22 protein-coding genes are annotated in these 25018 nt (G+C 60.4%); 11 read left to right on the top strand and 11 right to left on the bottom strand.

Annotation, left to right across the window (positions count from 1 at the left end):
• Positions 1-40: 40 nt before the first annotated feature.
• The 7 genes from VJU77_16125 to ccsA form a co-directional block, all read right to left on the bottom strand.
• Complete coding sequence (locus VJU77_16125) at positions 41-1666, bottom strand: formylglycine-generating enzyme family protein (protein HKP04881.1); 1626 nt, start codon at positions 1664-1666, stop codon at positions 41-43.
• 1 nt (position 1667) lies between these two features.
• Complete coding sequence (locus tag VJU77_16120) at positions 1668-3230, bottom strand: Hsp70 family protein (GenBank protein HKP04880.1); 1563 nt, start codon at positions 3228-3230, stop codon at positions 1668-1670.
• A gap of 126 nt (positions 3231-3356) precedes the next feature.
• The gene (gene grpE / locus VJU77_16115; GenBank protein ID HKP04879.1) at positions 3357-4070 is read right to left on the bottom strand and encodes a nucleotide exchange factor GrpE; all 714 of its coding nucleotides are present in this window, start codon (positions 4068-4070) and stop codon (positions 3357-3359) included.
• A 3-nt stretch (positions 4071-4073) separates the two neighbouring features.
• Positions 4074-5594 carry a uroporphyrinogen-III C-methyltransferase gene (gene cobA, locus VJU77_16110; GenBank protein HKP04878.1) on the bottom strand — a complete coding sequence of 507 codons (1521 nt, stop codon included), beginning with the start codon at positions 5592-5594 and terminating at the stop codon, positions 4074-4076.
• Positions 5587-6498 (bottom strand): hydroxymethylbilane synthase, encoded by a 912-nt coding sequence (gene hemC / locus VJU77_16105; GenBank protein ID HKP04877.1) that lies wholly within the window; start codon positions 6496-6498, stop codon positions 5587-5589. The genes cobA and hemC overlap by 8 nt, the downstream gene beginning before the upstream one ends.
• Before the next feature lie 6 nt (positions 6499-6504).
• Complete coding sequence (gene hemA, locus VJU77_16100) at positions 6505-7548, bottom strand: glutamyl-tRNA reductase (protein HKP04876.1); 1044 nt, start codon at positions 7546-7548, stop codon at positions 6505-6507.
• The gene (ccsA, locus tag VJU77_16095) at positions 7545-8333 is read right to left on the bottom strand and encodes a cytochrome c biogenesis protein CcsA (GenBank protein ID HKP04875.1); all 789 of its coding nucleotides are present in this window, start codon (positions 8331-8333) and stop codon (positions 7545-7547) included. The genes hemA and ccsA overlap by 4 nt, the downstream gene beginning before the upstream one ends.
• A gap of 67 nt (positions 8334-8400) precedes the next feature.
• On the opposite strand from ccsA, the gene VJU77_16090 reads away from it, so the two are divergent.
• Positions 8401-9333 (top strand): hypothetical protein, encoded by a 933-nt coding sequence (locus VJU77_16090; protein HKP04874.1) that lies wholly within the window; start codon positions 8401-8403, stop codon positions 9331-9333.
• A 9-nt stretch (positions 9334-9342) separates the two neighbouring features.
• Here VJU77_16090 and VJU77_16085 read toward each other — a convergent pair whose 3' ends face one another.
• Positions 9343-9798, bottom strand: coding sequence for a DUF3828 domain-containing protein (locus VJU77_16085; GenBank protein HKP04873.1), 456 nt, complete (start codon positions 9796-9798; stop codon positions 9343-9345).
• A 112-nt stretch (positions 9799-9910) separates the two neighbouring features.
• Between VJU77_16085 and VJU77_16080 the strand changes: the two genes are divergently transcribed.
• Complete coding sequence (locus tag VJU77_16080; GenBank protein ID HKP04872.1) at positions 9911-10441, top strand: adenine phosphoribosyltransferase; 531 nt, start codon at positions 9911-9913, stop codon at positions 10439-10441.
• 5 nt (positions 10442-10446) lie between these two features.
• Here VJU77_16080 and VJU77_16075 read toward each other — a convergent pair whose 3' ends face one another.
• On the bottom strand, positions 10447-10842 hold the full coding sequence (locus VJU77_16075; protein HKP04871.1) for a DUF6572 domain-containing protein: 396 nt from the start codon (positions 10840-10842) through the stop codon (positions 10447-10449).
• A gap of 79 nt (positions 10843-10921) precedes the next feature.
• On the opposite strand from VJU77_16075, the gene VJU77_16070 reads away from it, so the two are divergent.
• From VJU77_16070 to VJU77_16055, 4 genes are all read left to right on the top strand, one after another.
• Complete coding sequence (locus VJU77_16070; protein HKP04870.1) at positions 10922-11779, top strand: hypothetical protein; 858 nt, start codon at positions 10922-10924, stop codon at positions 11777-11779.
• A 79-nt stretch (positions 11780-11858) separates the two neighbouring features.
• Positions 11859-12269: a preQ(1) synthase gene (gene queF / locus VJU77_16065; GenBank protein ID HKP04869.1), complete on the top strand. Its 411-nt coding sequence runs from the start codon at positions 11859-11861 to the stop codon at positions 12267-12269.
• Between the two features lie 75 nt (positions 12270-12344).
• Positions 12345-13022 carry a 7-cyano-7-deazaguanine synthase QueC gene (gene queC, locus VJU77_16060; GenBank protein ID HKP04868.1) on the top strand — a complete coding sequence of 226 codons (678 nt, stop codon included), beginning with the start codon at positions 12345-12347 and terminating at the stop codon, positions 13020-13022.
• Entirely contained in the window at positions 13019-13219 is a 201-nt protein-coding gene (locus VJU77_16055) for a hypothetical protein (GenBank protein HKP04867.1), read from the top strand. The genes queC and VJU77_16055 overlap by 4 nt, the downstream gene beginning before the upstream one ends.
• Positions 13220-13231: 12 nt before the next feature.
• Here the strand turns inward: VJU77_16055 and VJU77_16050 are convergent, their stop codons facing one another.
• Together VJU77_16050 and VJU77_16045 are read right to left on the bottom strand one after the other, a co-directional pair.
• The gene (locus tag VJU77_16050) at positions 13232-14269 is read right to left on the bottom strand and encodes an NlpC/P60 family protein (protein HKP04866.1); all 1038 of its coding nucleotides are present in this window, start codon (positions 14267-14269) and stop codon (positions 13232-13234) included.
• 111 nt (positions 14270-14380) lie between these two features.
• Positions 14381-15718: a dipeptidase gene (locus VJU77_16045; GenBank protein HKP04865.1), complete on the bottom strand. Its 1338-nt coding sequence runs from the start codon at positions 15716-15718 to the stop codon at positions 14381-14383.
• A 111-nt stretch (positions 15719-15829) separates the two neighbouring features.
• On the opposite strand from VJU77_16045, the gene VJU77_16040 reads away from it, so the two are divergent.
• From VJU77_16040 to VJU77_16020, 5 genes are all read left to right on the top strand, one after another.
• Positions 15830-17149 carry an amino acid permease gene (locus tag VJU77_16040; GenBank protein HKP04864.1) on the top strand — a complete coding sequence of 440 codons (1320 nt, stop codon included), beginning with the start codon at positions 15830-15832 and terminating at the stop codon, positions 17147-17149.
• A 121-nt stretch (positions 17150-17270) separates the two neighbouring features.
• On the top strand, positions 17271-21095 hold the full coding sequence (smc, locus tag VJU77_16035; protein HKP04863.1) for a chromosome segregation protein SMC: 3825 nt from the start codon (positions 17271-17273) through the stop codon (positions 21093-21095).
• 560 nt (positions 21096-21655) lie between these two features.
• The gene (locus VJU77_16030; GenBank protein HKP04862.1) at positions 21656-22687 is read left to right on the top strand and encodes a thiamine pyrophosphate-dependent dehydrogenase E1 component subunit alpha; all 1032 of its coding nucleotides are present in this window, start codon (positions 21656-21658) and stop codon (positions 22685-22687) included.
• A 10-nt stretch (positions 22688-22697) separates the two neighbouring features.
• Complete coding sequence (locus VJU77_16025) at positions 22698-23666, top strand: transketolase C-terminal domain-containing protein (GenBank protein ID HKP04861.1); 969 nt, start codon at positions 22698-22700, stop codon at positions 23664-23666.
• Positions 23667-23668: 2 nt separating this feature from the next.
• Entirely contained in the window at positions 23669-24928 is a 1260-nt protein-coding gene (locus tag VJU77_16020) for a 2-oxo acid dehydrogenase subunit E2 (GenBank protein ID HKP04860.1), read from the top strand.
• The last annotated feature ends 90 nt before the right edge of the window (positions 24929-25018 follow it).

Genomic DNA, 25018 nt, shown 5'->3' with positions numbered 1-25018 from the left:
GTAAGAGCAAGACCAACAGCAAAAGTCAGAGCTCCAGTGGCTAATCGCACTCGCACACGATTCGAAAACCGAGATCGTTGCAGGAATAATTCGGCACATTTGAGTTCCGGGCGGTGGCTCGCACACTCTTGAAGCGGGACTTCCAACTGCCGCCGCGATAAACCCGCTTGGCGCCACTGGTCGGTCCGTGAGGATTCACTTTCGCGATCCCGCGATACGGCTCAAAGAAATCGAGACACCATTCCCAGACGTTTCCCGCCAGATCTTCCACCCCGAACGGGCTCGCGCCGAAGGGGAATGCCCCAACTGGTGAGCTCTCCGGGTATCCGTCATCGATATCCCGGTCGCTCCAGGCGAAAACGGTATTGCGGTCCGCGAAATTCGCCAGGTCGCCGCGGTTCTCGTGATTTCCCCAGGGATACCTGCGGCCATCGACTCCCCGCGCAGCGAACTCCCATTCAGCCTCCGAGGGCAATCGATATTTCTTCCGCTCCCGGGTGGAGAGCCATTGGCAATATTTGATCGCTTCCAGGCTGCTCACGTACACGACCGGATGACGATCCCCCGCCCCGGGCGCGCGCTTGCGGCCATGACTGGGATCGAACTGCTCGTACTCAGCATTCGTCACTGGAAAACGGGAGATGTAAAATTTGCTGAGCGTTACCTTGGTCAGCGGTTTCTCGTTCGGCGCCGCATCCATCGCTTCGCTCCCCATCGTAAATTCGCCCGATGGTATGAAGAGCATCGGGGCGCCGGCCGAATTGACGTAATTGGCCAAACGCACCCGATCAGTCTCGGGGCTTGGGGCGACCGCGGCAGCAGCGGCGGGAACTTCGACAGCCGCCGGCTTTGGCGCTGGATGAACCCCATTCATCCGCAGTGCCGGCGCCGGCGCGGCCGCGACGTCCGACATTTTGTCGGCTTCCTCGAGATATTGATCGACCAGCTCTTCAGCTTCATCGATCTCGATGCCGAGATTCTCCGCCATGTTGACGAAAGCATCTCGGGTATCGTCCGCCATGCCGTCGCTATCGAGGTTGCTGAGGCGAAGCATCCGGAGGAAATCCTCTTTGGGATCCAGAGATTTTGTTCGGCGCGCTCGCGGCTCCCTGGCAGCCGGTGCCACCGCAGGCGCGGCGGGCGGCGCATTCACGGCAACGCGTCTTGCGCCGCTGTCTTTTAATTCCGCATCGATGTAGGCGGCGACCTGTTCTTCCGTGAGGCCGTGCTCAGCTCCAAACCGATGCAGGCTTCGTTCCTCTTCCGCAGTCAGGGCCCCGTCGGCCAGGGCAAAGGTGAGATATTTGTGGAATTCGATGACTGCCTGCTCGGTCGCTTGCGCGGCCAGTTCGGAATCCAATTGCTGGCGGCGGACCGGATCCAGGAGCTCGACCCGCGCCTCCGTCAGATAACGGGACGATTCATCCAGGCCGGGCCGCAGGATTTGAGCGAGCGGATTGCTGGGTTGATTCTTGAGCGGGAGCTTCTTTTGCCACCACCGCATCAATTCACGGCAATGCTGCTCGATCAATTCGTTACTCGGATTGGCGCTGGGATCGAGGCAAAGGCGTTCGTAAAAGTTTGGCGACTTGTACTTGCTCCATCCGTCCCATTTGTGTGGGTCGTCCGGCAACGGAACGGGAAAAATCCCCTCGAGTTGCATCATCTCAGGTCACCGCGATGGCGCCCAACCCTGCGGTCGCTCGCTCCACCTCATCCGGTGCCAGCCCCGTGTTTCGCTCAATCCTTACGTTGGCCCGGTTCCCGGAGGCGTAGACGGCCACCTCGAGCACCTGGTTCGCGTTGTATTCGTAGGTCAGCTCGACGGGAGAACCTTTCGGCAGGAAGGCCGGCAACTCGACATCGCAGAGGCCGAGTGGAGTGCATTCCGCGGGGAGCGTGCTCTCTCCTTCCACGATTCGCACCACGGCCCGCCCCATATTGGCGCTGGCCGTCCCGAAGGAATTCTTCGCCGTGGCGGGGATGGCGGTCATCTTGCGGATCATGGGGAAAACGTATTCCTCGAGATGGGCTTCATCCCAAAGCACTACCCCAAGCGTATGCGAAGTGATGTTCGTCACCTGAATCAGCCCGCCTTCGCGGGAAGAAAATTGCTGGCGGGTGTTATCCGACACTGTCTTCACCCCGGAGCGTTCCTCTTCCCGGAGGAGGGAGAGAATTCCCTGGATGGCGGCGCCCACGGCCACGGCTTCGTCCGGGTTGACGTCGTCCACCAACGGCACGGTCGAAAGGCTTTTTACCATTTCGCGCACCATCGGCATCCGGGTCATTCCTCCGACGAGAAGAACCTTGTCCATGTCCTTCCACTCCATGTTTGCTTCCTGGAGAACCATCTCGCAGATCGTTTTGCACTTTTCGACCAGATGCCGGGTCTTGAGCTCAAATTCGTCCCGGGTCAGTTCGACTTTTACGCTTTTGCCATTGTGGCTGTGGACGATCGCGGTGCGCGGGCGGCTCGAAAGCTGGATCTTCGCCGCCAGAGCGCGGCTCTGTAAATCCTGGTAACTTTCCAGATCGAGAAGCGGATTTTCGCCATGGGCGCGATCGAATTCCTCGGCGACATGGTTCACGATGACATCGTCCCAGTCCTTTCCGCCGAGGCGATGGTCGCCATTGGTAGCGATCATCTGGATTCCCTGGCCTTCAATCCGCATGATGGTGACGTCGAAAGTACCGCCGCCCAGATCGAAAACGAAGACGGTCTGGTCTTCGTCGAGCTTGTCCAAGCCGTAAGCCACCGCGGCGGCCGTCGGTTCGTTGATGATCTGAAGCACATTGAGACCGGCGAGTTGGCCCGCCGTTATCGTGGCGGTGCGTTCGGCGTCGTTGAAATACGCCGGCACGGTGATCACGGCATCCGTGACCGGTTCCTTCAAATATTTTTCGGCGTCGGCCTTTAGTTTGCGGAGAATGAGCGCCGAAAGCTCCTCCGCCGAATAGATCTTGCCGTTGAATTCGCGGTGAAATTGCTCCTTCGGCTTGCCGATCTCGCGCTTGACGAAATCGACGATGCGCTCGGCCTCCGCCACCGAGTTGTTCTTGGCCAGGGTGCCGACGATCACGCTCTCTCCATCAAACAAAATCACTGACGGAGTAATGCGTTCGCTTTCGGAATTCGGGATGATCTGTGGCTTCCCGTAAAGGTCGATGTGCGCCATCGCGCTAAACGTGGTGCCAAGGTCGATTCCAACTACTTTTCTTCGAGTCATATGTGGGAGAAGGCCGCCATCGAGGCGAACCTTTGTTTCGCACCCTGCGTAGTTGCAATTTCCATGCCTCCGCCCGGAGGCAATTGTGCGTATTTTCCCGCGTGAGAAAAGCGGGCCGGAGCCGCCTTAACCAAATCGTTTCGCGACCACTTCTTCCGGTCGCAAAACCTTGTCCCGCCAGAGAAATCCACGCTTCACGCGCATCACAATCCGCCCTTCCTCTTCCGCGAAGTCGGCCGGCTCGTAACTGACCACGCGATGCAGGGCTCTATCCACCATCTCCTTCGGTTCGATTTCGCTCACCTCCATCCGGTGCAGGATTTCGGTGAGAGAATGGATCGCGTTCTCCAAATTCTCGCGCCACTGGCCCAGCATTCCACGCTTCTTCTCGCTTCCCTCGATGGCGGTTTCCACCTGGGCGAGAAGGCCGCTCAGGTCGTCAAACAAGGTCAGCAGATCGCGAATGAAAGGCTTTTGGAGCGATTCGTGCAGGAAATTGTCGCGATACTTGATCAGTTCCTCGTGGAGCGAATCGAACAACCGCTGATTGACCGTCTCCGTCGTGCGGAGGGCGGCCATGTGCTCGTCCATTTTCCGGAATTGCTCCGAGAGGTCGCTTTTCTCGGCGCCCTCTAATTTTTGGAGCCGGCCCATGACGTTTTCCTCAAATCTCGTCATCCGCCCGTTCAGACCCTTCAATTCTTCCAGGATCTGGGAAAACTGCTCGCCGCTCCCGTCCGTTTCCCACGGTTCCGGCATCGTCTTTTCGGCCTCGGCGCTTAGCTGCTGCATGGCCGACGCAAATTCATCCGTAATCTTGATCTCCATTGGCGTTTTCATTCGTCAGGCGTTCTTGGAAAAGAATTTGCGGATTGCTTCGACCAGTCCCGGGATATCGTGACGCCGCGCTTCGACGGCCACTTCGAGGCCTCGGTCCCGCGCCGTCTTCGACGTAACCGGCCCAATGCTGGCAACTTGCATGTTCGCCGGCCACGGCAACCCGAGAGCCAGGAAATTTTCCACGGTAGATGAGCTGGTAAACGTGATCAGATCTGCGCCTTCCTCCAATAACCGGCGCCGCGCGCCACTGTCGTCGCGCGTTTCGGGGACAGTGCGGTAGGCGAACCCTTCGTCCACAATAGCTCCCAAAGCCGAGAGCTCCCTGGGTAGCAAATCGCGCGCCTTCTCCGCCCGCGCGATTAGAATGCGCAGATTTTCCACGCCGCCCTCCTTACGAAACTCCCGGACCAGCGATTCGGCCACGAATTCGTCGGGCTGAAGATCCACTTTCAGGTGAAAATCCTTGATCCGCTGCGCGGTCGCGGGACCGATGGCTGCGATCCGGGCGCCACCCATCTCGCGGGCATCGTCATAGAGTTTGTAGAAAAGATCGAAGAACGCGCTCACCCCGTTCGGGCTCGTGAAGACAATCCAGTCGTAAGCGTGGGCGTCCTGGACCAGTTCCGCGAAGGCGCGAAGGTCGGTCGGCGGCTCGATCCGGATCGTGGGCAACTCGATCACGTCGGCGCCGAGCGCGCGCAGTTGTTCGGTCAGGACGCCGGCCTGTTTACGGGTTCGCGTCACCACGACGCGTTTGCCAGAGAGGGGCCGATTCTCGAACCAATTCAGTTCGTGGCGCAGCTCCACGACCTCGCCGAACACCGCCACCGCCGGCGCCGCAAAACCTGCCGCCACCGCGCGCTGGGCAATATTCTCGAGGGTTCCCACCAGCGTTTCCTGCCGGCCAGTCGTTGCCCAGCGGATCAACGCCACCGGCAAATCCTTCCGCACGCCGCTCGCCATCATTTCCTGGGCGATCGCTCCGATGCGCTCGACTCCCATCAGCATTACCTGGGTGCCGCCGAGTTTCGCGAGCGCTGCAAAATCAATCGCGCTTCCGCTTTTTCCCGGGTCTTCGTGGCCGGTAAAAAAGGTAACGTGCGAGTTTTTGCCGCGATGCGTAACCGGGATCCCCGCATAAGCCGGAGCCGCAATGGCCGAGCTTACGCCTGGAACAATGATGAACGGCAGGTCTGCGGCGGCCAGCGCCTGCGCCTCTTCTCCCCCGCGCCCGAAAAGAAACGGATCGCCGCCTTTGAGCCGAACCACGTTTTTTCCTTCTCCGGTTTTTTCGACCAGCAACGCGTTGATTTCGTCCTGGGAAAGCGTGTGCGCCCCGGCCTTTTTTCCAGCGAAAATCAGCTCTGCACTCTCTGGCGCCCAGCGGAGCATCTCCGGGTTGCAAAGGTAATCGTAAATGATTACCTCGGCCCGCTCGATGCACTCTTTCGCCCGCAACGTCACCAGGCCGAGGTCTCCCGGCCCGGCGCCGACCAGAAAGCATTGTCCCTTTTTGTTAGCCATTAATCGCTTCCCATAGTTGCCGCGACAATTTCATCCGCGACGAGGCGTCACCTTCAACTCGGGCCGAGCGCGGTTCAACGCGAGGAGGTTCGAAAACCTGGGCGAGAATGTTCATCGTCGCGCCGGCAATTGTGGCCAGCACCCCGACCGGCGACCCGCAGTCCCCTTCTAGCAACCGAAGGAACTCCCGCTCCGCTTCGAGACACAACAGCGTGTCGCGATGGTTGACCGCCTCGACCAATTTCGCGGTCGCAAGGTCATTGCCTCGAATTTGAAGAGCAATAATCCCCTGCCCTCCCGCCGAAGGAAAATCATCGGACGGCAGGGGCTCGGCGCGAAGAGTTGCGCCTTCGAAGGAAAATGAACCTGTCCTGAGGTCGTAGCCGAGGCGCTCTAATCCCGCCCGAGCCAACATGATTCCGCGCCAGTCGCTCTGGATTAATTTGCGGAGCCGCGTCGGCACATTTCCGCGCAAATCGACTGTCTGAGCGTCCGGATATTTCCAACGTAGTTGATATTGCCGCCGGACACTTCCGGTTCCAATTGCTCCCGTTGAAGATGAATCCGTCCTGCTAATCAGAACGTCTTCGACCGCGGCACGAGGCAGCACACCGCCGATTTGCAATCCTTCCGTCATCGCGCTCGGCAGATCCTTCGCACTGTGAACAGCGACATCGATCTCGCCCGCCGCCAGCGCGTGCTCGATTTCGCTGGTGAACAAACCTTTGCGGCCCGCGCGCCGATCGAGAGGCTCCGCCGTGCGAACATCTCCCCGGGTCGAGATGACCCGCGTTTCAATTTCCAGGGTCGGCCACGCCTTTCGAAGCGCCGCTTCGACCATTGCCGTTTGCGCGCGCGCCAGCTCGCTGCCCCGTGAGCCAAGAATGATCGTCCGCGCGCCCATTGAGCGCTAGAGCTCCGACGCCAGCGGCCGTGAATTCAGAGAAGGCGAACCCGCTGGACGGCCGCCTAAACGCGCCGCGAAATCGGACACGTGCCCGGAGATGATCTTTTCCGCCGCTGCCATTTGCTGGCGGCGCATGGCGAGCGATTGATCGGCGATCGATTGGAGAGAGTCGATGTCGTACAAGTAAACACCGTCCATGTCATTGACTTCCGGGGCCACATCCCGGGGCACGGCGATGTCGATGATGAAGAGCGGCCGGTCGGCTCGGCCGTGCAGCATCGGCGCCAGGAGTTCGGGCGTCAGGAGCGGTTCGTCCGCCGAGGTCGAGGAAATGAGAATATCGATCTCGCGGCATTCCCGGGTCCAGTCTTGAAACGGCACCGCCCGGCCCTGCACCAAAGCCGCCAGTTCTTCCCCCCGTTCCCGGGAACGATTGCTGACGCGCAGATCGGTCACGCCCCGCGAGCTCAACGCGCGCGCGGTGCGTTCGCTGGTTTCCCCCGCGCCCAGGATCAGCACACTACGCTCGCGCAAGTCCCCGAAAATTTTGCCGGCCAACTCGACGGCAACGGAGCCAACTGAAACAGCTCCTCGCGTAATCTCGGTGGTACTCCGCACGTGTTTTGCCACGCGAAACGCTCTCTGAAAAAGCCGGTGCAACGTCGGCCCCGCGCTCCCTGTTTGCCGCGCCGTTTCGTAGGCCTTCTTGACCTGGCCGAGGATCTCCGTTTCACCGATCACCATTGAATCGAGACCTGCGACCACTCGGAACAAATGCTGTGCGCAGGTTTCCCCGTCGTAGCGATAGAACACGTCGGTGTCCTCGAGGCCGGCCGGGGACTGCCAGAGCGCGGGCATGAGCTCCTTCGTCGCCAGGGGCTGCTCCGAGGCCCCGTAGATCTCGACCCGATTGCAGGTCGAAAGCACGAGCGCTTCTTTCATCGTCCCAGTGGCCAGCAAGTCCGCCTCGGCGGGCCCGCCGGCGTAACGCTCGCGCGTTTCCACATTCGCGGTGTGATGGCTGAGGCCGACGCAAAACAGGTTCATGACGTGCGTTGCGAGACGAAGTTGATGGCCCACAGGACCGAGACCGCCGCCGTAAAGGCCAGAATGCACAGGGTCGCGATCCGTTTCGGCGCCAGATGCCCAAGATGCCGGACCTGCAAAATCACTCCGTAAAAAATCCAGACCCCGATGGCGCAGACCATCTTCACCCGGGGCAACGGTTCGCCCGTGAAAAAGCCGCTCGCGAGGCCGGCCGTATAAAGCGCGAACCCAAACCAGAGAAGGCGCGTGATCGCGGCAAACAGATTCGTGAGCGGCGGAAGGTGATAGAAGATGGAATGGAGTTGATGCGTCTTGAGCTGACGTTCCTGGACGAGGTACATGACGCCCGCCACGCACGAGAGTGCGAATGCCCCATACGCCATCATCGAGATCGACGCGTGGAATTCGAGCCATGGGTTTACCGCCAGGCGCGCTCGATGCGGAATATCGACCGGCGCCAGGAGCGCAAACCCCTGGATCAGGAGGACGAGCGGCGTCGTGAATGCGCCCATGAGCGACAACCGATACGCCGGCCCGACCGCCAGGTAAATCAGCGCGACCGACCAGCCCAGAAAGATGAAGACCTCGAAAAGATTAGTGATCGGACACCGGCCGATGGCGTGCCCGCGCACATAGAGAAACGCGCTCTGCAACAGGAAGCCGAGGAGGATCGCGACAAAATTGAACCGGCGAGGCCTAAAGACGCCGTCACGCAACGTCGCCAGCGTGTGCGCGACCGCCACGGCGTAGCAGAGCGTCGAGAGGAGGATGAATTGGCGATCCACGGGATGGCCATTCTAGAGCGGCTTGCGCCCGGGGCAAAGCAGCTTCTATTCGACTTCAACTTCACCAATGTCTTTCCGCCTCAGGCTTCTCGGTGTTCTTGCCCTCGCAATTTGTCTTACTGGATCCGCCCTCGCCGGCGACGCTGCCTTTTCCGCGGACGGCAACCTAGTTTATGCGATCGCTCAAGGCGATAACCCCGCGGTGGAAGAGATCGATCTCACCGCGAAGACAATTCGTACAATCCCGGTCGCCGAGGAGCTGCGTGGGATTACCTGCACCAGCGACGACAAGTTGTATTGCACGACGCAAAATCATTTCTGCGCCTTCGACCCGAAGACCGGGGCGCTGAAAAAAATCCGCGACGCTAGTCCTGGAGCAGCCTTCTGGCGGGTCGCGTTCGACCCGAAAAGCGGCGCTTTGTTCGTCACGACCGATTCGGAGGTTTCGCCGCTCTATCGCTATAAACCCCCGAACGAGTGGAAATCCGTCCGAATGCGTCGCCACCCATTTCCTTCATGCCTGGTCTTCGCGGCTAATGGAGAATTGTTTTTCGCGGCTTACGGGGACTTATGGCATGGCGAAATTAAGTACGACTTCGAACAGTATTCTATCTCGGCCTACCGATACGCTCCCCTCGCGACGCTTGAGACGGAAAATAGCACGCCCGCTGAAATCGGCGTTTCCGATATCGGAGTAGCGGCCGAAACCGTCTACGTCCACTTGGCCAGGATGGGTGGATCGGGTGACGGCTGGTTGGCACAGTTGGACCGCCCGCGCCGGAACAGGGACGAACACGGAATGAACAGGCCCTTCGCCCCGGCAGAACGGCTGCCGATTTACGAGGCTGCGTTGCACTCGCTAAAAATCATCGAGGAAGAGTATCACGGCGTCAGCATCGGCGTTTCGCCCGATGAAAAGCGAGTGCACTACGTTCTCGGCAGCAAACATTGGCTCGCGACCAACGGCAAGGCCGAACAGCTGGAGCTGACCGAAAAATAATCGGTCGCGTCAGTCGCGGCCCTGAACCTTATCGACCTTCCAGGTCCCGCTTTCCAGTACCAGGTTGACCTTGAGTTTACGGTTCATATCCGCGGTCGCGCCTTTCAACATCACTTCCGCGGTGGCGTTCTTGCCGCTGATCTGCACGTTGGAGATTGAGATCTTTTTCGCCCATTGGTTATCAAAGTCCTGGGCATCGACAAAATAATCCCCGTTCAATCCTTCGGGGCCCCTCTTCATTTTGCCTATTTCATTCAGGAGCCGGGCGGTGGCAAAATGCTTCAATTCGGTTCGGTTACTCATGGGATCGCGGTTGGCAATCAGTTCCGTGACATACCAATGATAAAAACCCCGGATCGTCTCGCCTGGATTTGAGCTAAGTGCAGGGGCCGGCTCCGCCGCCGGGACGGAATGGCAAAACGTGAGGGTAATAATTGCGACGAGAATTGACGCGACTGGTTTCATGGCCCGAATCAACGCTCAAAATCTCATCGGCCGCCATCTTTTAGTTCAGCTCGACGATTAGGGAATCGCTGCCGGCGTTGACCTTTCGGGCCGAGTCGCTAGCGTCCGGGCGATGGGCTCCGATTCGATTGATAAACTGCGCGCAGCAGTCCGGGACGTACCGAATTTCCCGAAGCCGGGTATTCTCTTTAAGGACATCACCCCGATTCTGGGCAATGGGAAACTTTTCCGCGCGTCGATCGACGCGTTCCTGGAGCAGTGCCAGGGAAAGAAAATCGACAAGATTGTCGGGATCGATGCTCGCGGGTTTCTCTTCGGCTCCGCGGTCGCGTACGAGCTTGGAATCGGCTTCGTTCCTCTGCGCAAGAAAGGGAAACTTCCCTACAAAACAGAGAGCGCCACCTACTCGCTGGAATACGGCGAAGCCGAAATGCAGCTCCATGTCGACGCCATCGAGCGCGGGGAAAAAATTGTCCTCATCGACGATTTGCTCGCGACCGGTGGCACGGCCGCCGCGGCTGCGACGCTAATCAAAAAAATGGGCGGCGATTTGCTCGCGGCGCAATTCCTGATCGAGCTGGAATTCCTGCACGGGCGCCAGAAGCTGGAGGCCACGCCGGTGGTTTCGTTCCTGAAGTATTAAGCGCGCTAGCGGGCGTGGCAGGAACAGCTCTCCCCGCATCCGCTCTGTCGCACGACAACCTCCATTTTGATTTCCTGAAGCGCGAGCTGGTCGTGGATCAGGTTTAGCAGGCCGAGCGCACGTTCGTCCGGCATCTCGTCGCAGCGCAGCTCGATTCGGGCCGGCTTCCCGGCCAGTTCCGGATGCGCGGTGAGCATTTCACCGTCGAGCAGGAACGAAACGTAGGCGTTGAACTTCTCCTGGAGCTCGTGGAGCTGCTCGTCCGATCCGTCCCAGGGCCGGGACTCATTCATGGCCAGCAGCACTTCCCCGGTTTTCTGGTCCACCCCAAACAGATCGATCACCGCTGGATTCGCGACCCCAGTACGTGCTCTTGCGTGTTCATCTTCATGCTCTGCCATTGCGCGATGACTATGGCATGAGGTGAAGCTTCTGCCATTCGAGGTTGGACGTTGGGCGTTGGACGTTGGACGTTTCTCAATGTTGCCGCGCTTGTTGCTCCTTGCCTGCTTAATCATCGGGACTCACGTCTCCGCGCAATTCTCCCCCGCCCTCCTGCAAAACGACAGCTACTGGGGCGACGCCAAAGCAGAGTTCAACCTTTACGACGCCCAGATCGCGCGCGACGGAGCGCCGCGGCCCTGCGAAGTCCTGCACATCCTCGTGCGCGAGCCGATGGACCCGAAGCAACTCGTCAAACCGGATAATCCGGGCCAATCCGGCGCCGTTCCCGTCCTGAAGCTCAACCAGATCCTTCACGTGCCGACCGGCCTTTCCGTTCAGCAGCAAATGCATTCGAGCTTCTGGCGGGTCGATAACGCGCAGCTCCTCAAATTTTCGCTTACCAGCAGCGACAGCGTCGGCAACACCTACAAGGAAGGGCGCCGGGAGGGCGCGGCCTTCGGTTACGAGTATCACACTTCGTTGGACGGAATGGCCGGGGGAAAGGAAAACGTCGCGATCCCAGCGAACGGATTCTTCTACGACGAGTTGCCGTTGGTGGTCCGCACCCTCGATTTCCAAAAGCCCTCGACGCCAATCGAAGTCCAGCTCGCCGGTAGCATCATCAATTCGAAGAAGGACAATTTCGTCTTCAAACCGGCAAAACTTTCCTTCAAATCGACCGAGCGCGAAATCGACGTTGCGGTCGAGCACAGCGGCGGCATCGACCATTTCATTCTCGATCGCAATTTCCCAAATCTTCTCCGGCAATGGAACGCCGCCGACGGCAGCCGCTTGAAGATGAAGCGGAGCCTGAAGGTCGCTTACTGGAATTACAACAAACCCGGCGACCGCGAGAAGGCCCTGGCCGATCCGATGTTGCGGCACCCGGATTAGCACGTCGTAATCGTAATCGTGCTCGTGCTCGTGCTCGAAAGCGATTGAAGGAGCCGCCTTCCCCGCGTTTAATGACGCCGTGGCAAAACGAAGCAAATCCGAGGGCTTGACCTTACTCGGCCGAAGCGAAGCCGAACTGCCGGCTTCCCCCGCCGAAGCAAAACTTGAGACGTTCCCGAATCCGGCAAAACGCGCCTATCGCATCCGATTCGAGACCGCCGATTTCACTTCGCTCTGCCCGGTCACCGGCCAGATGGATTTCGCGCAAATCACGATCGAATACGTCCCAGCGAAACTTTGCGTCGAAAGCAAGTCGCTGAAGTTCTATCTCGCCTCGTTCCGCAACGAACGCGCCTTCAACGAAGCGGTCACGAACCGGATCCTGGACGATTTCGTGCGCGCCTGTTCGCCACTGGAAGCGATTGTGACCGCTCAGTTCTCCGCGCGCGGCGGAATCGCGCTCACCGTTCGGGCCGAGCATGCAAGGTAGGGACGCCGCGCTGCGGCGTCCGCCCGGGACGCACGCAATTATCCGGACGGCGCAGCGCGCCGTCCCTACCAGAAAATGAAACGCGCGGTCGTGCTGCTGAGCGGCGGCCTCGATTCGGCGACCACCCTCGCCATCTCCATCCGCGAGGGATTTGTCCCCTGCGCTCTTTCCTTCGATTACGGGCAACGGCACAAGCTCGAGCTCGACGCAGCCAAACGCGTGGCCGCCTCACGGGACGTGCACGAACACCGGATCGCCGTGATCGATCTCCGCGCCTTCGGCGGCTCAGCGTTAACGGGCGATATGCCCGTGCCGAAGAATCGTGAAGCCAGGGACGAAATCCCGGTCACCTACGTTCCCGCCCGCAACACCATCTTTCTTTCCTACGCGCTCGCCTGGTGCGAGGTCCTCGGCGCCGCGGACATTTTCATCGGCGCCAACGCCATCGACTACAGCGGTTATCCGGATTGCCGTCCTGAATTTATTGCCGCATTCGAGAAGCTTGCCGGGGTAGCGACGAAAGCCGGCGTGGAAGGAACCCGGTTCCGAATCCACGCGCCCCTGATCACGATGTCGAAGGCTGAGATCATCCGGAAAGGGACCGAACTCGGCGTCGATTTCTCTCTCACCCACAGTTGCTACGACCCGACTGCCGGCGGCCTGGCCTGCGGGGAATGCGATTCGTGCCGGCTTCGCCTCGCGGGGTTTCGCGAAGCGGGTTTGGTCGATCCGATTCGTTACGCCAAGCCGTGAAACGGTTTCTGAATATCTTCGCGCTTACCCAACCGGAACAAAGGATAATCATCATTCTCATTCTGTTGCTCGTCGCGGCCGCGTGGTTCAAACATCAGCGCGATCTGCAGAAGACGCTTGGACCGCAGTCGAAGCCCCAAGGGGCGGCGGTGTCTACACCGCCGTCCGATCGGCGGTTTCAAACCGCCGTTCCTTGATTAGGAATCGCGCTACAGCCCCGGCACATGGCCGTAGCCGATGAACGATGGACTGGTCCGGCCCTCGTCTGTCTTAGTTCGCGCCCGCGGCATCTTGAAATCAAACACGCTCACGCCATACCGCGATTCGCCTTCGTACGTCCTTCCATCGCTGGCGCCCACCATGATGCGCTGGTTTCCCTCCTTCTTGCGGCCGAGATAAATCATCGCATGCGTAATCGGCGGATCGCGCTCGATATTGTATGTCCCCGTCCAGAAAAGAAGATCGCCGGGCATCAGCTCGTCGAGCTCGAAAGTATCTTCGTGCCGGCTGTTCACCGCCTTGAACGTGCCCGCTTTCCGCAGCCAGATGTATTGCTGGCTTGAATCGCGCGGAACGTCGCGGACCCCATTTTGCGTTAGGACATAGAAAACGAACCCGGAACAATCCATGCCGCCGTTGGCCGGATCCGCCGAGCCATATTTGTAATCGAGATTGCGCGTCGTCAGTTCGAGCGCCAGGTCGACTACTTTGCGAACCGGTTCGGGATATTTTTCGTAGCCGGCGATTTCGCTGGCCGCAATCGTGGCGGGCGCGCCTTTCTTCTTCGGCGAGGGAGACGGGGAAGGGCTGGGCGTCTTGCTCGCCTCGGGTGAAGCGCCCGGACTGGCGGACGGCGAGGGCGATCCCTCCGGCGAGGGAGATGGCGTCGGCGAACTCTTGTGCTTCTTTTTCTTGCTCGGGCTCGGAGACGCCTCCGGCGTCGGAGAAGGCGAACTTTTTTTCTTCTTTTTCTTCGAAGACGCGCTGGCCTCCGGCTCTTCTGACGGGCTGGGACTCGCGGCCGCCTTTTTCTTAGGTGACGCCGATTTCTCCGGACTCGGGCTCGGTTTCGGGGTCGGCGATTTTTCCGCGGTCGCTTTCTTCTTCTTCTTGCGCGGCGCGGGCGTCGGGGAAGCGAATATCCTCTTTACCGTGGTGCTGAAATCTTCGGCGGGCGCGCGCCAGGCGAAGCTTCCAAGGATGGCGAGACAGGCGAATGCGGTAATCAGAATTCTCGCTGGTCGCATGGCCTCGGATAGTAGCACAGACGAGAGCGAATTGGAGCCGGCACGCCGCCGTGCCGGTTTTAGGGCGCTTCGCTTTTTCGGAACGGCCTGAAGGCAGGCCGTCTCCATGAATCAGCCTTTCGCCAGCTCGGCGAGCACCGCTTTGTTCAAGCGAATGCCGCCTTCCAGATTCTCGAGCGGAAAATTCTCGTTTGGCGAATGGGCCCGGCAGTCCGGCAGCGCGAGCCCCAACAACAACGTCTCCACGCCAAGAATGTCCCTGAACTGCGAGACGATGGGAATACTGCCGCCTTCCCGAATCACCGCGACCTCTTTGCCGAACGCTTCCTTCAAGGCCCGTTGCGCCGCTTCCCCAAACTGCGAACGCGGATCGGTCAGATACCAGGGCCCGCTGTGACCGCGGGTAATTTCCATCGTCACGCCCGGTGGAAGATGTTTTTTCAAATGCTTCTCGGCCAGACTAAGGATTTCGTCGCCATCCTGGTCCGGCACGAGGCGAAACGTCAGCTTCGCCATGGCGTGGCTCGCAATGACCGTCTTGGTTCCCATGCCCTGATAGCCACCGCCGATGCCATTAATTTCCGCCGTGGGCCGCCCCCAGATTCGCTCGAGCGTGCTGTAATCTTTTTCCCCGAAGAGCCCGGGCGCGCCGGTTTCGTCGAGAATAGCTTTATCTCCATCGATCGGCAGTTCACGCCATGCTTTTCGTTCCCAGTCCTCGAGCGGTTTCACCTGGTCGTAAAATCCTTCAATCGCGACGTGTCCATCCGCGTCGTGCAAAGTCGCCAGCAAACGCGCGAGCGCGGTGATCGGGTTTGCCACCGAGCCGCCGAAAACTCCCGAGTGCAAATCCATCTTCGCACCGGTGATTTTGACTTCCAGCGCCGTCACCCCGCGCAGACCGTAACTTATCGTCGGCACGCCTTTCGCGACCATCCCGGTGTCCGACACTACCGCGATGTCGCACTTCAGCGCCGCGGCGTTGTCGGAAAGAAACTTCGGCAGGTTCCCGCTGCCGATTTCTTCTTCGCCTTCGATCACGAAGTGAAGGTTTACCGGCAGGTCGCCGTCCTTTTCCATCATTTCCTGAACGCCAAGGATGTGGGCGAGAATCTGCCCTTTGTTGTCGGTCGCGCCCCGGGCAAAGACATAACCATTCTTGAGCACCGGCTCGAACGGCGGCGAATCCCAGAGATCGAGCGGGTCGGGCGGCTGCACGTCGTAGTGTCCGTAAATCATGACGCTGCGCCGTCCCGGTTGATGTTTGTTTCGGCCCCACACAATCGGATGGCCCGCGGTCGGAACGAGCTCCGCTTCAAGACCGATGCTCTGCAGCTTCTTCACCACCCATTGCGCGCAGTCGGTCACTTTACCGGCAAACGCCTTATCGGTGGAGACACTCGGGAACCGCAGAAAGGAATAGTAATCTTCAAGATAGCTGTCGCGCATGGCGCCAAACTAAACCGACTTCCTCACCTTTGGCTATCGCTACCTTCGCGCGACCCGCGGCCCGTCCCGCGAAACGCTTGTCTCGCTTCCATCCAGCAGTCAATGTTCGGCATGCCTGCCGAGGAACCGCGCCCTGCCGACTCCCAACTGGTTCGCGCCATCGGCGGGCCTGGGCTTACCGCGAACATCGTCAATTCGACCATCGGCGCGGGCATCTTCGCGTTGCCGGCGGCGGTCGCCGCTCAACTCGGAGGCGCCTCCGTGGTCGCGTACGTGTTCTGCGCCCTCGCGATGGTCCTCTTCGTCAGTTCCTTCGCGATGGCGGGCAGCCGCGTTTCCCTCACCGGCGGTCTCTACGCGTATGTCGAAGTCGCGTTCGGCCGTTATCTCGGTTTTCTCGCGGGCGTCCTTTATTTTCTCACCGCGATCCTCGCGATCTCCGGGGTCATCGATCTGATCGCGGGTTCCGTCGGGGGACTGGTCCCGCCGCTGGCGACGCCAATCGGACGTTTCCTCGTTATCCTTTGTCTCCTCGCCTTCCTCACCTTCATTAATATCCGCGGAGTGCGATTTGGCGCGCGGGCCGTGGAAACAGTCACGCTCGTCAAGCTGGCGCCGCTGCTTGTCTTCATCGTGGCCGGCCTGTTTTTCATCCGACCCGAAGCGCTCGCCTGGCCCGGCTGGCCCGCCGGCGACACCCTGGGGCGAAGTGTTCTCCAGTTGCTTTTCGCATTTGTCGGGGTCGAAGTCGCGCTCGTCCCCAGCGGCGAAGTGAAGAACCCAGCGCGCACCGTTCCTCGGGCCATTTTCATCGCACTCGGCATCACCACCCTGCTCTACATCGCGATTCAGTTCGTGGCCCAGGGCGTTCTGGGTAACGAGCTGGCCACCGCGGGTAACGGTGCGCTGGCCACCGCCGCCAGCCGTTTTCTTGGTAACGCCGGCCGACTCATGATGCTGATCGGCCTGGCGGTCTCGGCTTTCGGCTGGACCACAAGCGATATCCTCAGCTCCCCCCGAATCCTTTTCGCCCTGGGGCGCGACGGGTTTATTCCGAAATGGTTCGCGCGGGTGCATCCGCAGTTTCATACACCCCATATCGCGATCGCGACCTATGCGACGATTGCGTTCGCGCTTTCCTATAACTCCACGTTCCAGCAACTCGCCGTCCTTTCGAACATGGCCGTGCTCCTCCTCTACATAATGTGCTGTCTCGCCGCTGTGGTCTTAAAGAAACGCGATGTCCGCTGTGATGGGGCAGCGCCTTTCGACTTTCCCGGCGGCGGCATTATCCCAGTTGCCGCCATCCTGGTGATCGTCTGGATCCTGGCCCACGCGACCCGGGAAGAATTCGCCATAACCGGGGCGGCGCTGGTGGTGGCCACCGGGCTCTATTTTGTTCGGGCCCTGTTGGATCGGCGCCGGGCCTGAGCTGGAGCCCGGCCCAAGATATTGTGGTCGGGAGCTCCCCCAGCCCGTGATCTGGTGTTATTTTCCTTGCAACCCAACCCGCTTAAGCTGTTAATTGGCGTCGGCGGTCATCCTCGCGTCCATGCATCTTCACTCGCTCGAGCTCATCGGTTTCAAATCGTTCGCGGAAAAAACCATTTTCGAGTTTCACGAAGGCGTCACCGCCATCGTCGGGCCTAACGGATGCGGAAAATCGAACGTGCTCGATGCCGTCCGCTGGGTGCTCGGCGAACAATCGGCCAAAGCCCTTCGCGGTGGCGAAATGGCCGACGTCATTTTTAACGGAACCGAAACGCGCAAGCCGGTCGGATTCGGCGAAGTCTCGCTCACCTTCACCAATTGCGGCAGCGAGCTGGGCGTCGACTGGCATGATGTGCGCGTCACGCGCCGGGTCTATCGCGACGGAAATTCCGAATACCTCCTCAACAAGACGCCCTGCCGGTTGCGCGATATCCAGGCGCTTTTCGCCGACACCGGCGTGGGTCGCAGCGCCTATTCCATCATGGAACAGGGCAAGATCGATTTGATCCTGAGCTCGCGGCCCGAAGATCGGCGCACGGTTTTTGAAGAAGCCGCCGGCATTACCAAATACAAAACGCAAAAGAAGGAAGCGCTGCGCAAACTCGAGGCGACGGAAGCGAATCTCCTTCGGATTGGCGACATTATTAAGGAAGTGAAGCGGCAGATCGGTTCGCTTCAGCGCCAGGCGGGGAAAGCTCGCCGCTATCAGTCGTTGCTGGCCGATTTGCAGGTTCTCGATACGCATCACTCGCGCGGAGTGCTCGACACGCTCGAGGCTGACGCGGAACGCGGGCGAGCCGAAGTCGCGCGGCTCCAGGAAGCGGAACAAACCGCCCATGCCGGGATCGAATCGAACGAGAACGAGCTGGCTGGCAAACGGCGAAGCCTGGATGAAATCGACAGCGAGATCAGCGACGCCCGCGCGGAAGTGCAGCGGCTGCAAAGCGAACTGGCCGGGTTGCGCAACCGAATCGAATTCAATCGGCAGCGCGCCCAGGAGCTGGGCGAACTGATCGCGCGCAACGAGGCGGACATCGCGGCCGCGGAAGCGAAGCGGACCGAGCAGGCCACTCAACTCCAGGAAGCCGACGCGCTGATCGCCCGCACCAACCAGCTCCTCGCGGGCAAAGAGCGCGAAGTCGAACAATTCACCGAAAAATTGCAGTCGGCTCGCGGCGAGCGCGTGCAAAAGGAGGAGGAACTCCAAGCCTTGCAGCTCTCGCTTTCAAAACTCGAGAGCCGGATTACCACCTTGCAGAACGATCTCGCCGGCATGACCGCTCGCCGCGACGCGACCTCCGCGCGAATCGCGGAGTTGGTGCGGGGAGTCGATGAGGAAACGCGTCTTCTGGAAGCAGCTCGCGCGAATCTTTCCAGCGCCCGCGCCGCGATGGAAACCGAGCGGCAGACCGCCGAGCAACGGAAAGAAAATTTGCGTCAGGCGGAAGAGGAGGTCCGGCAAAATCAGACGGCCGTCGCCAATGCGGAGAAAGAGATTGCGCGGCTGGAACGGGTCAGCGCGGAGAAACAGGCGCGGCTCGAGGTTCTCCGTCAGATGACTGAAGAAGGAGAAGGCCTCGAGAAAGGTTCGCAGGCGGTTTTGAAGGGACTCGACGATCCGGAGCGGATTCGGCCGGCCCTCGCGGGCGCGCTGGTGGCGAGCCTGAATGTCGATCCTGAATTTGTTCCCGCTCTCGAAGCGGCCTTCGGTCGCAACATGCATGCGGTCGTCCTGCACGATACCGAATTGGCCGGGAAAATTTTCCGAACGCTTACCGACAAAAAGCTGGGCCTGGCCGCGCTGGCGATTCCCGAGTTGGCGGGCGACGCTCCCGATGTCGAGGCGGGTAGCCTGCCCGAGGGAGCAATCGCCTGGGCGAAAGACAAGTTGGATGCACCGGCCGAGTTGGCGCCGCTGGCCCGGCGTCTTCTGCAACGGGTAGCGATTGTCCCCGACCTTGCTTCGGCCATCACCCTCAAGAAGCGGTCGCCGCAGCTGCAATTTGCCACGCTCACCGGGGAGTTTGTTTCCCTCGAGGGAGTGATCTTCGGCGGAAGCCCGACCGCCGCGACCGATTCCCTTCTCGGCCGCAAAGCGATCCTGACCAGCCTGCGCCAGGAATGCGAGGCGCTCGAGACGGAGAAAAATCGTTCGGTCGCAAGTCGCGACCACGCGAACGAGGAACTCGACTCGGCTGTCGCCGCAGTGGAAGAAGCGCGCCGGCGCCACGAAACGGCGCACGAAAGTTTCTCTCAGACCGGGTTGGATATTGTTTCCGCGGAACGCGCGGTTGCGGACGAAGAACGAAAATTGGCGCAACTGCAAACCGAGAGGAGCACGCTCGATAAACAGATTCAAAGCGCCGACGAAAGGATCGCCCAACTGGAGCAGGAGCTGGAATCGGATCGCAAACAGCTCGCCGAGGCTCAGGGCCGGCAGAGCGCTGCCGAACAGGCCCGCGAAAATTCCCGCGCCGTCGAGGAAGAAGCTTCAGAGAAATTGAATGAGTTGCGCCTCGCCCTGGCGACGGAACGGCAGCGGCACGAAAGCCTCGTCCATCACCGTGAGCCGATGGCGGCGCGTGAAGCGGAACTTGCCGATCTGGCCGCGGCGCGTCGGGCCGATATCGCCACTTATCAGGACCGTCTGGCACGGCAGGCGCGGGAGTCCGAAGAGGCTGAGAGCAAAATCAGCGGCCAGACAACGGAGTTGGAAGCGGCGGAAAAGAATGTCGCCACTCTGACGGAAGAACGCGGCGGACGGTTGACCATCGTGAACGAAAAGGAATCGCAGCTGCGCAACCTCCGAAATTCCCTGAACGATTTGCGCGATCTGCGCGGCAACGAAGAGGTTCGGCAGACCCAGCTTCAACTCCGGATCGAAAACCTGGCCGAACACGTGATGCGCCGTTACCAGGTGGATTTGCGCGCCTTCACCGCAGATCCCTACGCGTTCCAAAAAACGCTGAGCGTCATCACTAAGAAGCGCGCGAAACCGGAGGGCGTCATCGAATCCGAAGGTGGATCGAGCGCTCCGCCGCTCGATGGCGGCGAAGCCGTGGCGCCGGACGCATCGCCCGCGGAGCGGCCGATCCACCAGGAAGCAAGCCTCGAGCAAATCATCGCCGATCTCACCCGCCAGCTCGATAACATGGGGCCGGTGAACCTCGATGCCGTGCACGAATACGACGAGCTCGAGGAGCGCTACCGTTTTCTCGAAACCCAAAACAACGACCTGGTCGCGGCGCGCCGCGAAGTCCTGGATGTGATCGCGCGGATCAACAGCACGACCCAGAAACTTTTCGCGGAAACCTTCGCCCAGGTGCGGATCAACTTCGGAGAAATGTTCTCGGAGATGTTCGGCGGCGGCCGGGCGGACCTGTCGCTTCAGGATGAAAACGATCCGCTCAATTGCGGCATTGAAATCACCGCCCGGCCTCCGGGGAAACAGCTCCAGACCGTGTCGCTCCTCTCCGGCGGCGAACGGACGATGACGGCGGTCGCGCTTCTATTCGCCATCTACATGGTGCGTCCGAGCCCGTTCTGCATTCTCGACGAAATGGACGCGCCACTCGACGAGAGCAACATCAACCGCTTCATCAAGGTGCTGGACCGCTTTGTTTCGCAGAGCCAGTTCATCATCATCACCCACAACAAGCGCACGATCGCCAAGGCCGACGTCCTCTACGGTGTCACCATGGAAGAGCGGGGCGTAAGCAAGCTGGTGGGGATGAAACTCGAAGCCGATCGCGGCAGCGACGGACAATTGATCCGGAGCCGCGCTTCGAATGGCAATGGCAACGGCACGACGCACGAACAGCCGCGCCAGGCCCATTTCGCGATGGCTAGCGAAGCGGACGAGACGCCGCGCGCCGCGCGACGGTAAGCGCATTCGCTGTAAACCCGAGGCTGGCGCAGCGCGCCGAGGGACCTCGCAATCTTTTCTATTTCAACACCCCACCCCCTTCTGCGAGACATTCTATACGCACCGATAGTAGTGTTAAAAAATCGGTTGTCACATTGGCGAGTAGCCACCTGGATATTACCTGTGGGGGAGATTATCGCTCAGGTTCTATCGGGAATCATTACCGGAGTCGCATTACAGGCATTCGCGGTATTGTGGAAGTGGATATCTCGACGCTCCCGAACAACCAAAGGAAAAAAGCGAAGGCAGCGCACCGTTGCCACTTGCTCAACTTCGCCCTGGCGGCGACTCCATTCGGGCCGCCGATCATAATTTCCAGAACGTGAATCGGAGGCAACGCCCGCGAAAGTGCTTTCGCGAGAATCGCAGCCAACCCCTCGATCCCACCTTCTGGTAACGTGGGGACGTTTGCCGGGCTTCTGGGAGGTCTTTCGCCGTCTGCCCGCCTTGGGATGACGACACAGTGGTTCTCCAAGCAAAATGTCATTTGCCGCCCCATACCCTTGCTGCCAAAATCTTAGATGCTCCAAACTGCGGAACGCGGCGCTACGACTTCGAAAAAAGCGCCCCACGAACGATATCTCGAGGCGTTTCGCTGGATGCTGCTCACGCGGATTTTTGAGGAGAAACTGGCCGCCCTGTATCGCGGCGGCATGATCGTCGGCGGGGTTTACCTCGGCCGTGGGCAGGAAGCGGTCAGCGCGGCCTGCGGAATGTTTTTGGACAAAAGTAAAGGCGACGTCTTTGCGCCCTTGATTCGCGACCAGGCGGGGCGCTCGGCTTTTGGCGAACCGCTCATCGACGTGGCGCGCACCTATCTCGGTTCCAAAGCGGGGCCAATGCGCGGACGGGACGGCAACATTCACCGGGGCCGCCCCCTTGATAACCAACTGGCCATGATCAGCCATCTCGGCGCGATGACCTCGGTGATTACCGGCAAATTGCTCGCGAAACGAATGAAGGGCGAAAAGGGGTTTGTTGGCCTGACGACAATTGGCGACGGCGGCATGCAAACTGGGGCCACCCACGAAGGAATGAATATCGCCGCGGTCGAGCACGTGCCGCTGGTCGTGGTAGCGACGAACAATCATTACTCCTACTCCACGCCTAACGATCGGACGTTTGCCTGCGCCGATTTGGTCGATCGCGCGAAAGGTTACGGTTACGAAGGCTACACCGTCGACGGGACCGATCTCGCCGCCTGTCTCGACGTTATCGAAACGGCCGTGAAACGCGCCCGCGCCGGCCGGCCCCCGCAGCTCGTGGTCGCGTCAACTTTGCGCCTCGCCGGCCACGGCGAACACGACGACGCCAGCTACGTCTCCGACGAAATCAAACGCGAGCCGTTCGCGCAGGACGTATTGGTGCGGACCGAAAAGTTTGTTGTTGAGCAGGGGTTGATGGACCGCGAGGCGTTGCAGCGACTGCGCGCGGAGATCGCCACCGAAGTCGAGGAAGCGGTCGCGACCGCGCAGCAGGAAGACCCGCCGCAGGCGAGCGAAGAAGATTGGTGCGCGCTCTCGGTCCGCCAGTTGGCGGATCGACCGGAATGACGAAGCACGAATGAGCGTCACCTACCTCGAAGCCATTCGCGAAGCCCAGGCTCATCTTCTCGAGAAAGACGAGCGCGTTTTCATTTACGGTCAGGACATTGCCGGCAAATTCGGCGGCGCATTCAAGGCGACGAAAGGACTGGCGGAAAGATTTCCCGGGCGCGTGTTGAACACCCCGATCAGCGAGGACGCGATGGTCGGCACGGCCATCGGCGCCGCCCTGGAGGGAATGCGGCCGATCGTCGAGATGCAGTTTGCCGATTTTTCCAGCATCGCGCTCAACCAGATTCTGAATAACGCCGGCACCCACTTTTACCGGACGAACGTTCCGGTGCCGATCACGGTACGGTTGCCGTCCGGCGGCACGAAAGGGAGCGGCCCGTTTCACAGCCAAAGCATGGAGGGACTTTACTCCCATTATCCAGGGGTGATCGTGATGACGCCGGCCACCGTCGAGGATGCTTACACGATGTTGATCGACGCGGTGGCGATCGACGACCCGGTGGTCTATTGCGAACACAAATATCTTTATTACCACCTCAAAGCGGACGCGCTGCCGAGTGACAGGATGCCGATCGGACAGGCTCGGATCGTCCGGCCGGGACGCGATCTCACGATTGTGACTTACAGCGCGATGCTTCACGAAGCGCTCGCGGTCGCCAGACAGTTCAGCGCCGAAGGTTATGAGATCGAAGTAATCGATCTCCGGACGGTGAAACCGCTCGATACGAATACCGTGCTCGCTTCCGTCGCGCGCACGGGCCGCCTGCTTTGCGTCGGCGAAGCATTTCCGTGGGGGGGCGTGACGGCGGAGGTCATCGCGCGAGTGGCGAGCGAAGGATTCCATTTGCTCGACGCGGCGCCCGGGCGGGTGAACGCCAAGGACACTCCGATCCCCTATCACCCGAATATCTGGAGCGAGCATCGCCCGAACGCCAAAACGATCGCCGCGAAAGCGCGCCAGATCTTAGCTGAATAATTATGCCGCAAGTCCCAATCACCATGCCGCAGCTCGGCGAATCGATGGCCGAAGCCACGATTGTTTCCATCAAGATCAAACCGGGCGACAAGGTTTCGGCCGACCAGGAGATCATCGAAGTCGAGACCGACAAGGCGGTCATGGGCGTGACCACGCCCTGCGCCGGCGAGATCATGAAGATTGAGGCGGAAGTGAAAGGGACCTACGCCGTCGGCGCTGTGCTCGGTTACGTCGAGGCCAGCGAAGCCGATGCGGCTCGTTTTCAAAAACGCTCGCCGCAACCAACCGGCGACGTCGCGAAAGAAATCCCCGGCCGGCAGGAAGAGTCTGCGAAGGCGGTGAAGACGCAGAATGGAAGCGGCTCGCATTTCCAGGTGGATGAAACCGCGTTGCCGCAGGTGGCCACAACGGCCGGCGACGGCTCGGGTGGTCTGCCGGTGCCGGCGAGTGCGAAGGGCGCCGGATATCTCTCACCGCGCGTTCGGGCGCGAATGCTGGAGTTGAGCCTGACCAGCGCCGACCTCGCCGGCATTGCCGGAACGGGCGCGGCCGGTCGCGTCACGATCAAAGATTTGGAGAGTTTTCTTGGCGGCATCGAAGGACTTTCCGCGGAGAAGCCGAGCGCAATCCGGACCGGCGTCGCCGACGCGATGCGCCGCAGTTGGACCCGCCCGCTGGCGACAGTGGGGCTTTCGGTTTGTCTCGACCCGGTTCTAGAGGACCGGGGAAAACGCCATCCGAAGCCGGGTCCGGCGCTTTATGTTCTTCGCGCGCTTGCCCTCGCTCTCGGCGAACAACCGGAAGCCGCGGCCCGCTTGATCGGTGGACGGGCGATTCGATCCGGCTCGATCGATATCGGTGTCGCGGTGGAAGCCGGGGAAGGCATCATGGTCCCCGTTGTGCGCGGCGCGGACAAGACCTCGCTGGGCGACCTGGCGAAACAATATGGAGAGCTCGTCGATCTCGCGCGGCGCCGGCGAATAACCGCTGAGCAAACCGCCGGAGGCATCGCCTCGGTGTCGAACTTCGGCACTTTCGGTTTGGACTGGGGAACACCGATTCCGTTGCCTGATCAGACCTTGCTTCTCGGTCTCGGCGCCGGGAAAAAATCGCCGACGTGGAATGAGGAGAAGGAGCAATTCGTGCCGACCACTCAAGCTGAGTTGACCTTGAGTTTTGATCACCGCAGCCTCGATGGGGGCGGCGCGGGACGTTTGCTGAAGCGGATCGTCGAGCTTCTGGCCGAGCCGGCGAAGCTGTAATCTCGGGTAGGGTGGGCGTCTCGCCCGCCGGCGAACGCGTCTCGCGTTCGCGAACTTGAAAGATTATTTTCGCGTGACGCGAAAACCGGC

It is taken from the genome of Chthoniobacterales bacterium, assembly GCA_035274845.1.
Classification (GTDB): domain Bacteria; phylum Verrucomicrobiota; class Verrucomicrobiia; order Chthoniobacterales; family UBA10450; genus AV80.
This window is presented reverse-complemented; position numbering and strand designations above follow the sequence as displayed.

Coding starts and splice junctions, on each gene's coding strand:
- VJU77_16125 (HKP04881.1), bottom strand. CDS start 1,666: ATGATGCAACTCGAGGGGATTTTTCCCGTTCCGTTGCCGGACGACCCA.
- VJU77_16120 (HKP04880.1), bottom strand. CDS start 3,230: ATGACTCGAAGAAAAGTAGTTGGAATCGACCTTGGCACCACGTTTAGC.
- grpE (HKP04879.1), bottom strand. CDS start 4,070: ATGAAAACGCCAATGGAGATCAAGATTACGGATGAATTTGCGTCGGCC.
- cobA (HKP04878.1), bottom strand. CDS start 5,594: ATGGCTAACAAAAAGGGACAATGCTTTCTGGTCGGCGCCGGGCCGGGA.
- hemC (HKP04877.1), bottom strand. CDS start 6,498: ATGGGCGCGCGGACGATCATTCTTGGCTCACGGGGCAGCGAGCTGGCG.
- hemA (HKP04876.1), bottom strand. CDS start 7,548: ATGAACCTGTTTTGCGTCGGCCTCAGCCATCACACCGCGAATGTGGAA.
- VJU77_16090 (HKP04874.1), top strand. CDS start 8,401: ATGTCTTTCCGCCTCAGGCTTCTCGGTGTTCTTGCCCTCGCAATTTGT.
- VJU77_16085 (HKP04873.1), bottom strand. CDS start 9,798: ATGAAACCAGTCGCGTCAATTCTCGTCGCAATTATTACCCTCACGTTT.
- VJU77_16080 (HKP04872.1), top strand. CDS start 9,911: ATGGGCTCCGATTCGATTGATAAACTGCGCGCAGCAGTCCGGGACGTA.
- VJU77_16075 (HKP04871.1), bottom strand. CDS start 10,842: ATGGCAGAGCATGAAGATGAACACGCAAGAGCACGTACTGGGGTCGCG.
- VJU77_16070 (HKP04870.1), top strand. CDS start 10,922: ATGTTGCCGCGCTTGTTGCTCCTTGCCTGCTTAATCATCGGGACTCAC.
- queC (HKP04868.1), top strand. CDS start 12,345: ATGAAACGCGCGGTCGTGCTGCTGAGCGGCGGCCTCGATTCGGCGACC.
- VJU77_16050 (HKP04866.1), bottom strand. CDS start 14,269: ATGCGACCAGCGAGAATTCTGATTACCGCATTCGCCTGTCTCGCCATC.
- VJU77_16045 (HKP04865.1), bottom strand. CDS start 15,718: ATGCGCGACAGCTATCTTGAAGATTACTATTCCTTTCTGCGGTTCCCG.
- VJU77_16040 (HKP04864.1), top strand. CDS start 15,830: ATGCCTGCCGAGGAACCGCGCCCTGCCGACTCCCAACTGGTTCGCGCC.
- smc (HKP04863.1), top strand. CDS start 17,271: ATGCATCTTCACTCGCTCGAGCTCATCGGTTTCAAATCGTTCGCGGAA.
- VJU77_16030 (HKP04862.1), top strand. CDS start 21,656: ATGCTCCAAACTGCGGAACGCGGCGCTACGACTTCGAAAAAAGCGCCC.
- VJU77_16025 (HKP04861.1), top strand. CDS start 22,698: ATGAGCGTCACCTACCTCGAAGCCATTCGCGAAGCCCAGGCTCATCTT.
- VJU77_16020 (HKP04860.1), top strand. CDS start 23,669: ATGCCGCAAGTCCCAATCACCATGCCGCAGCTCGGCGAATCGATGGCC.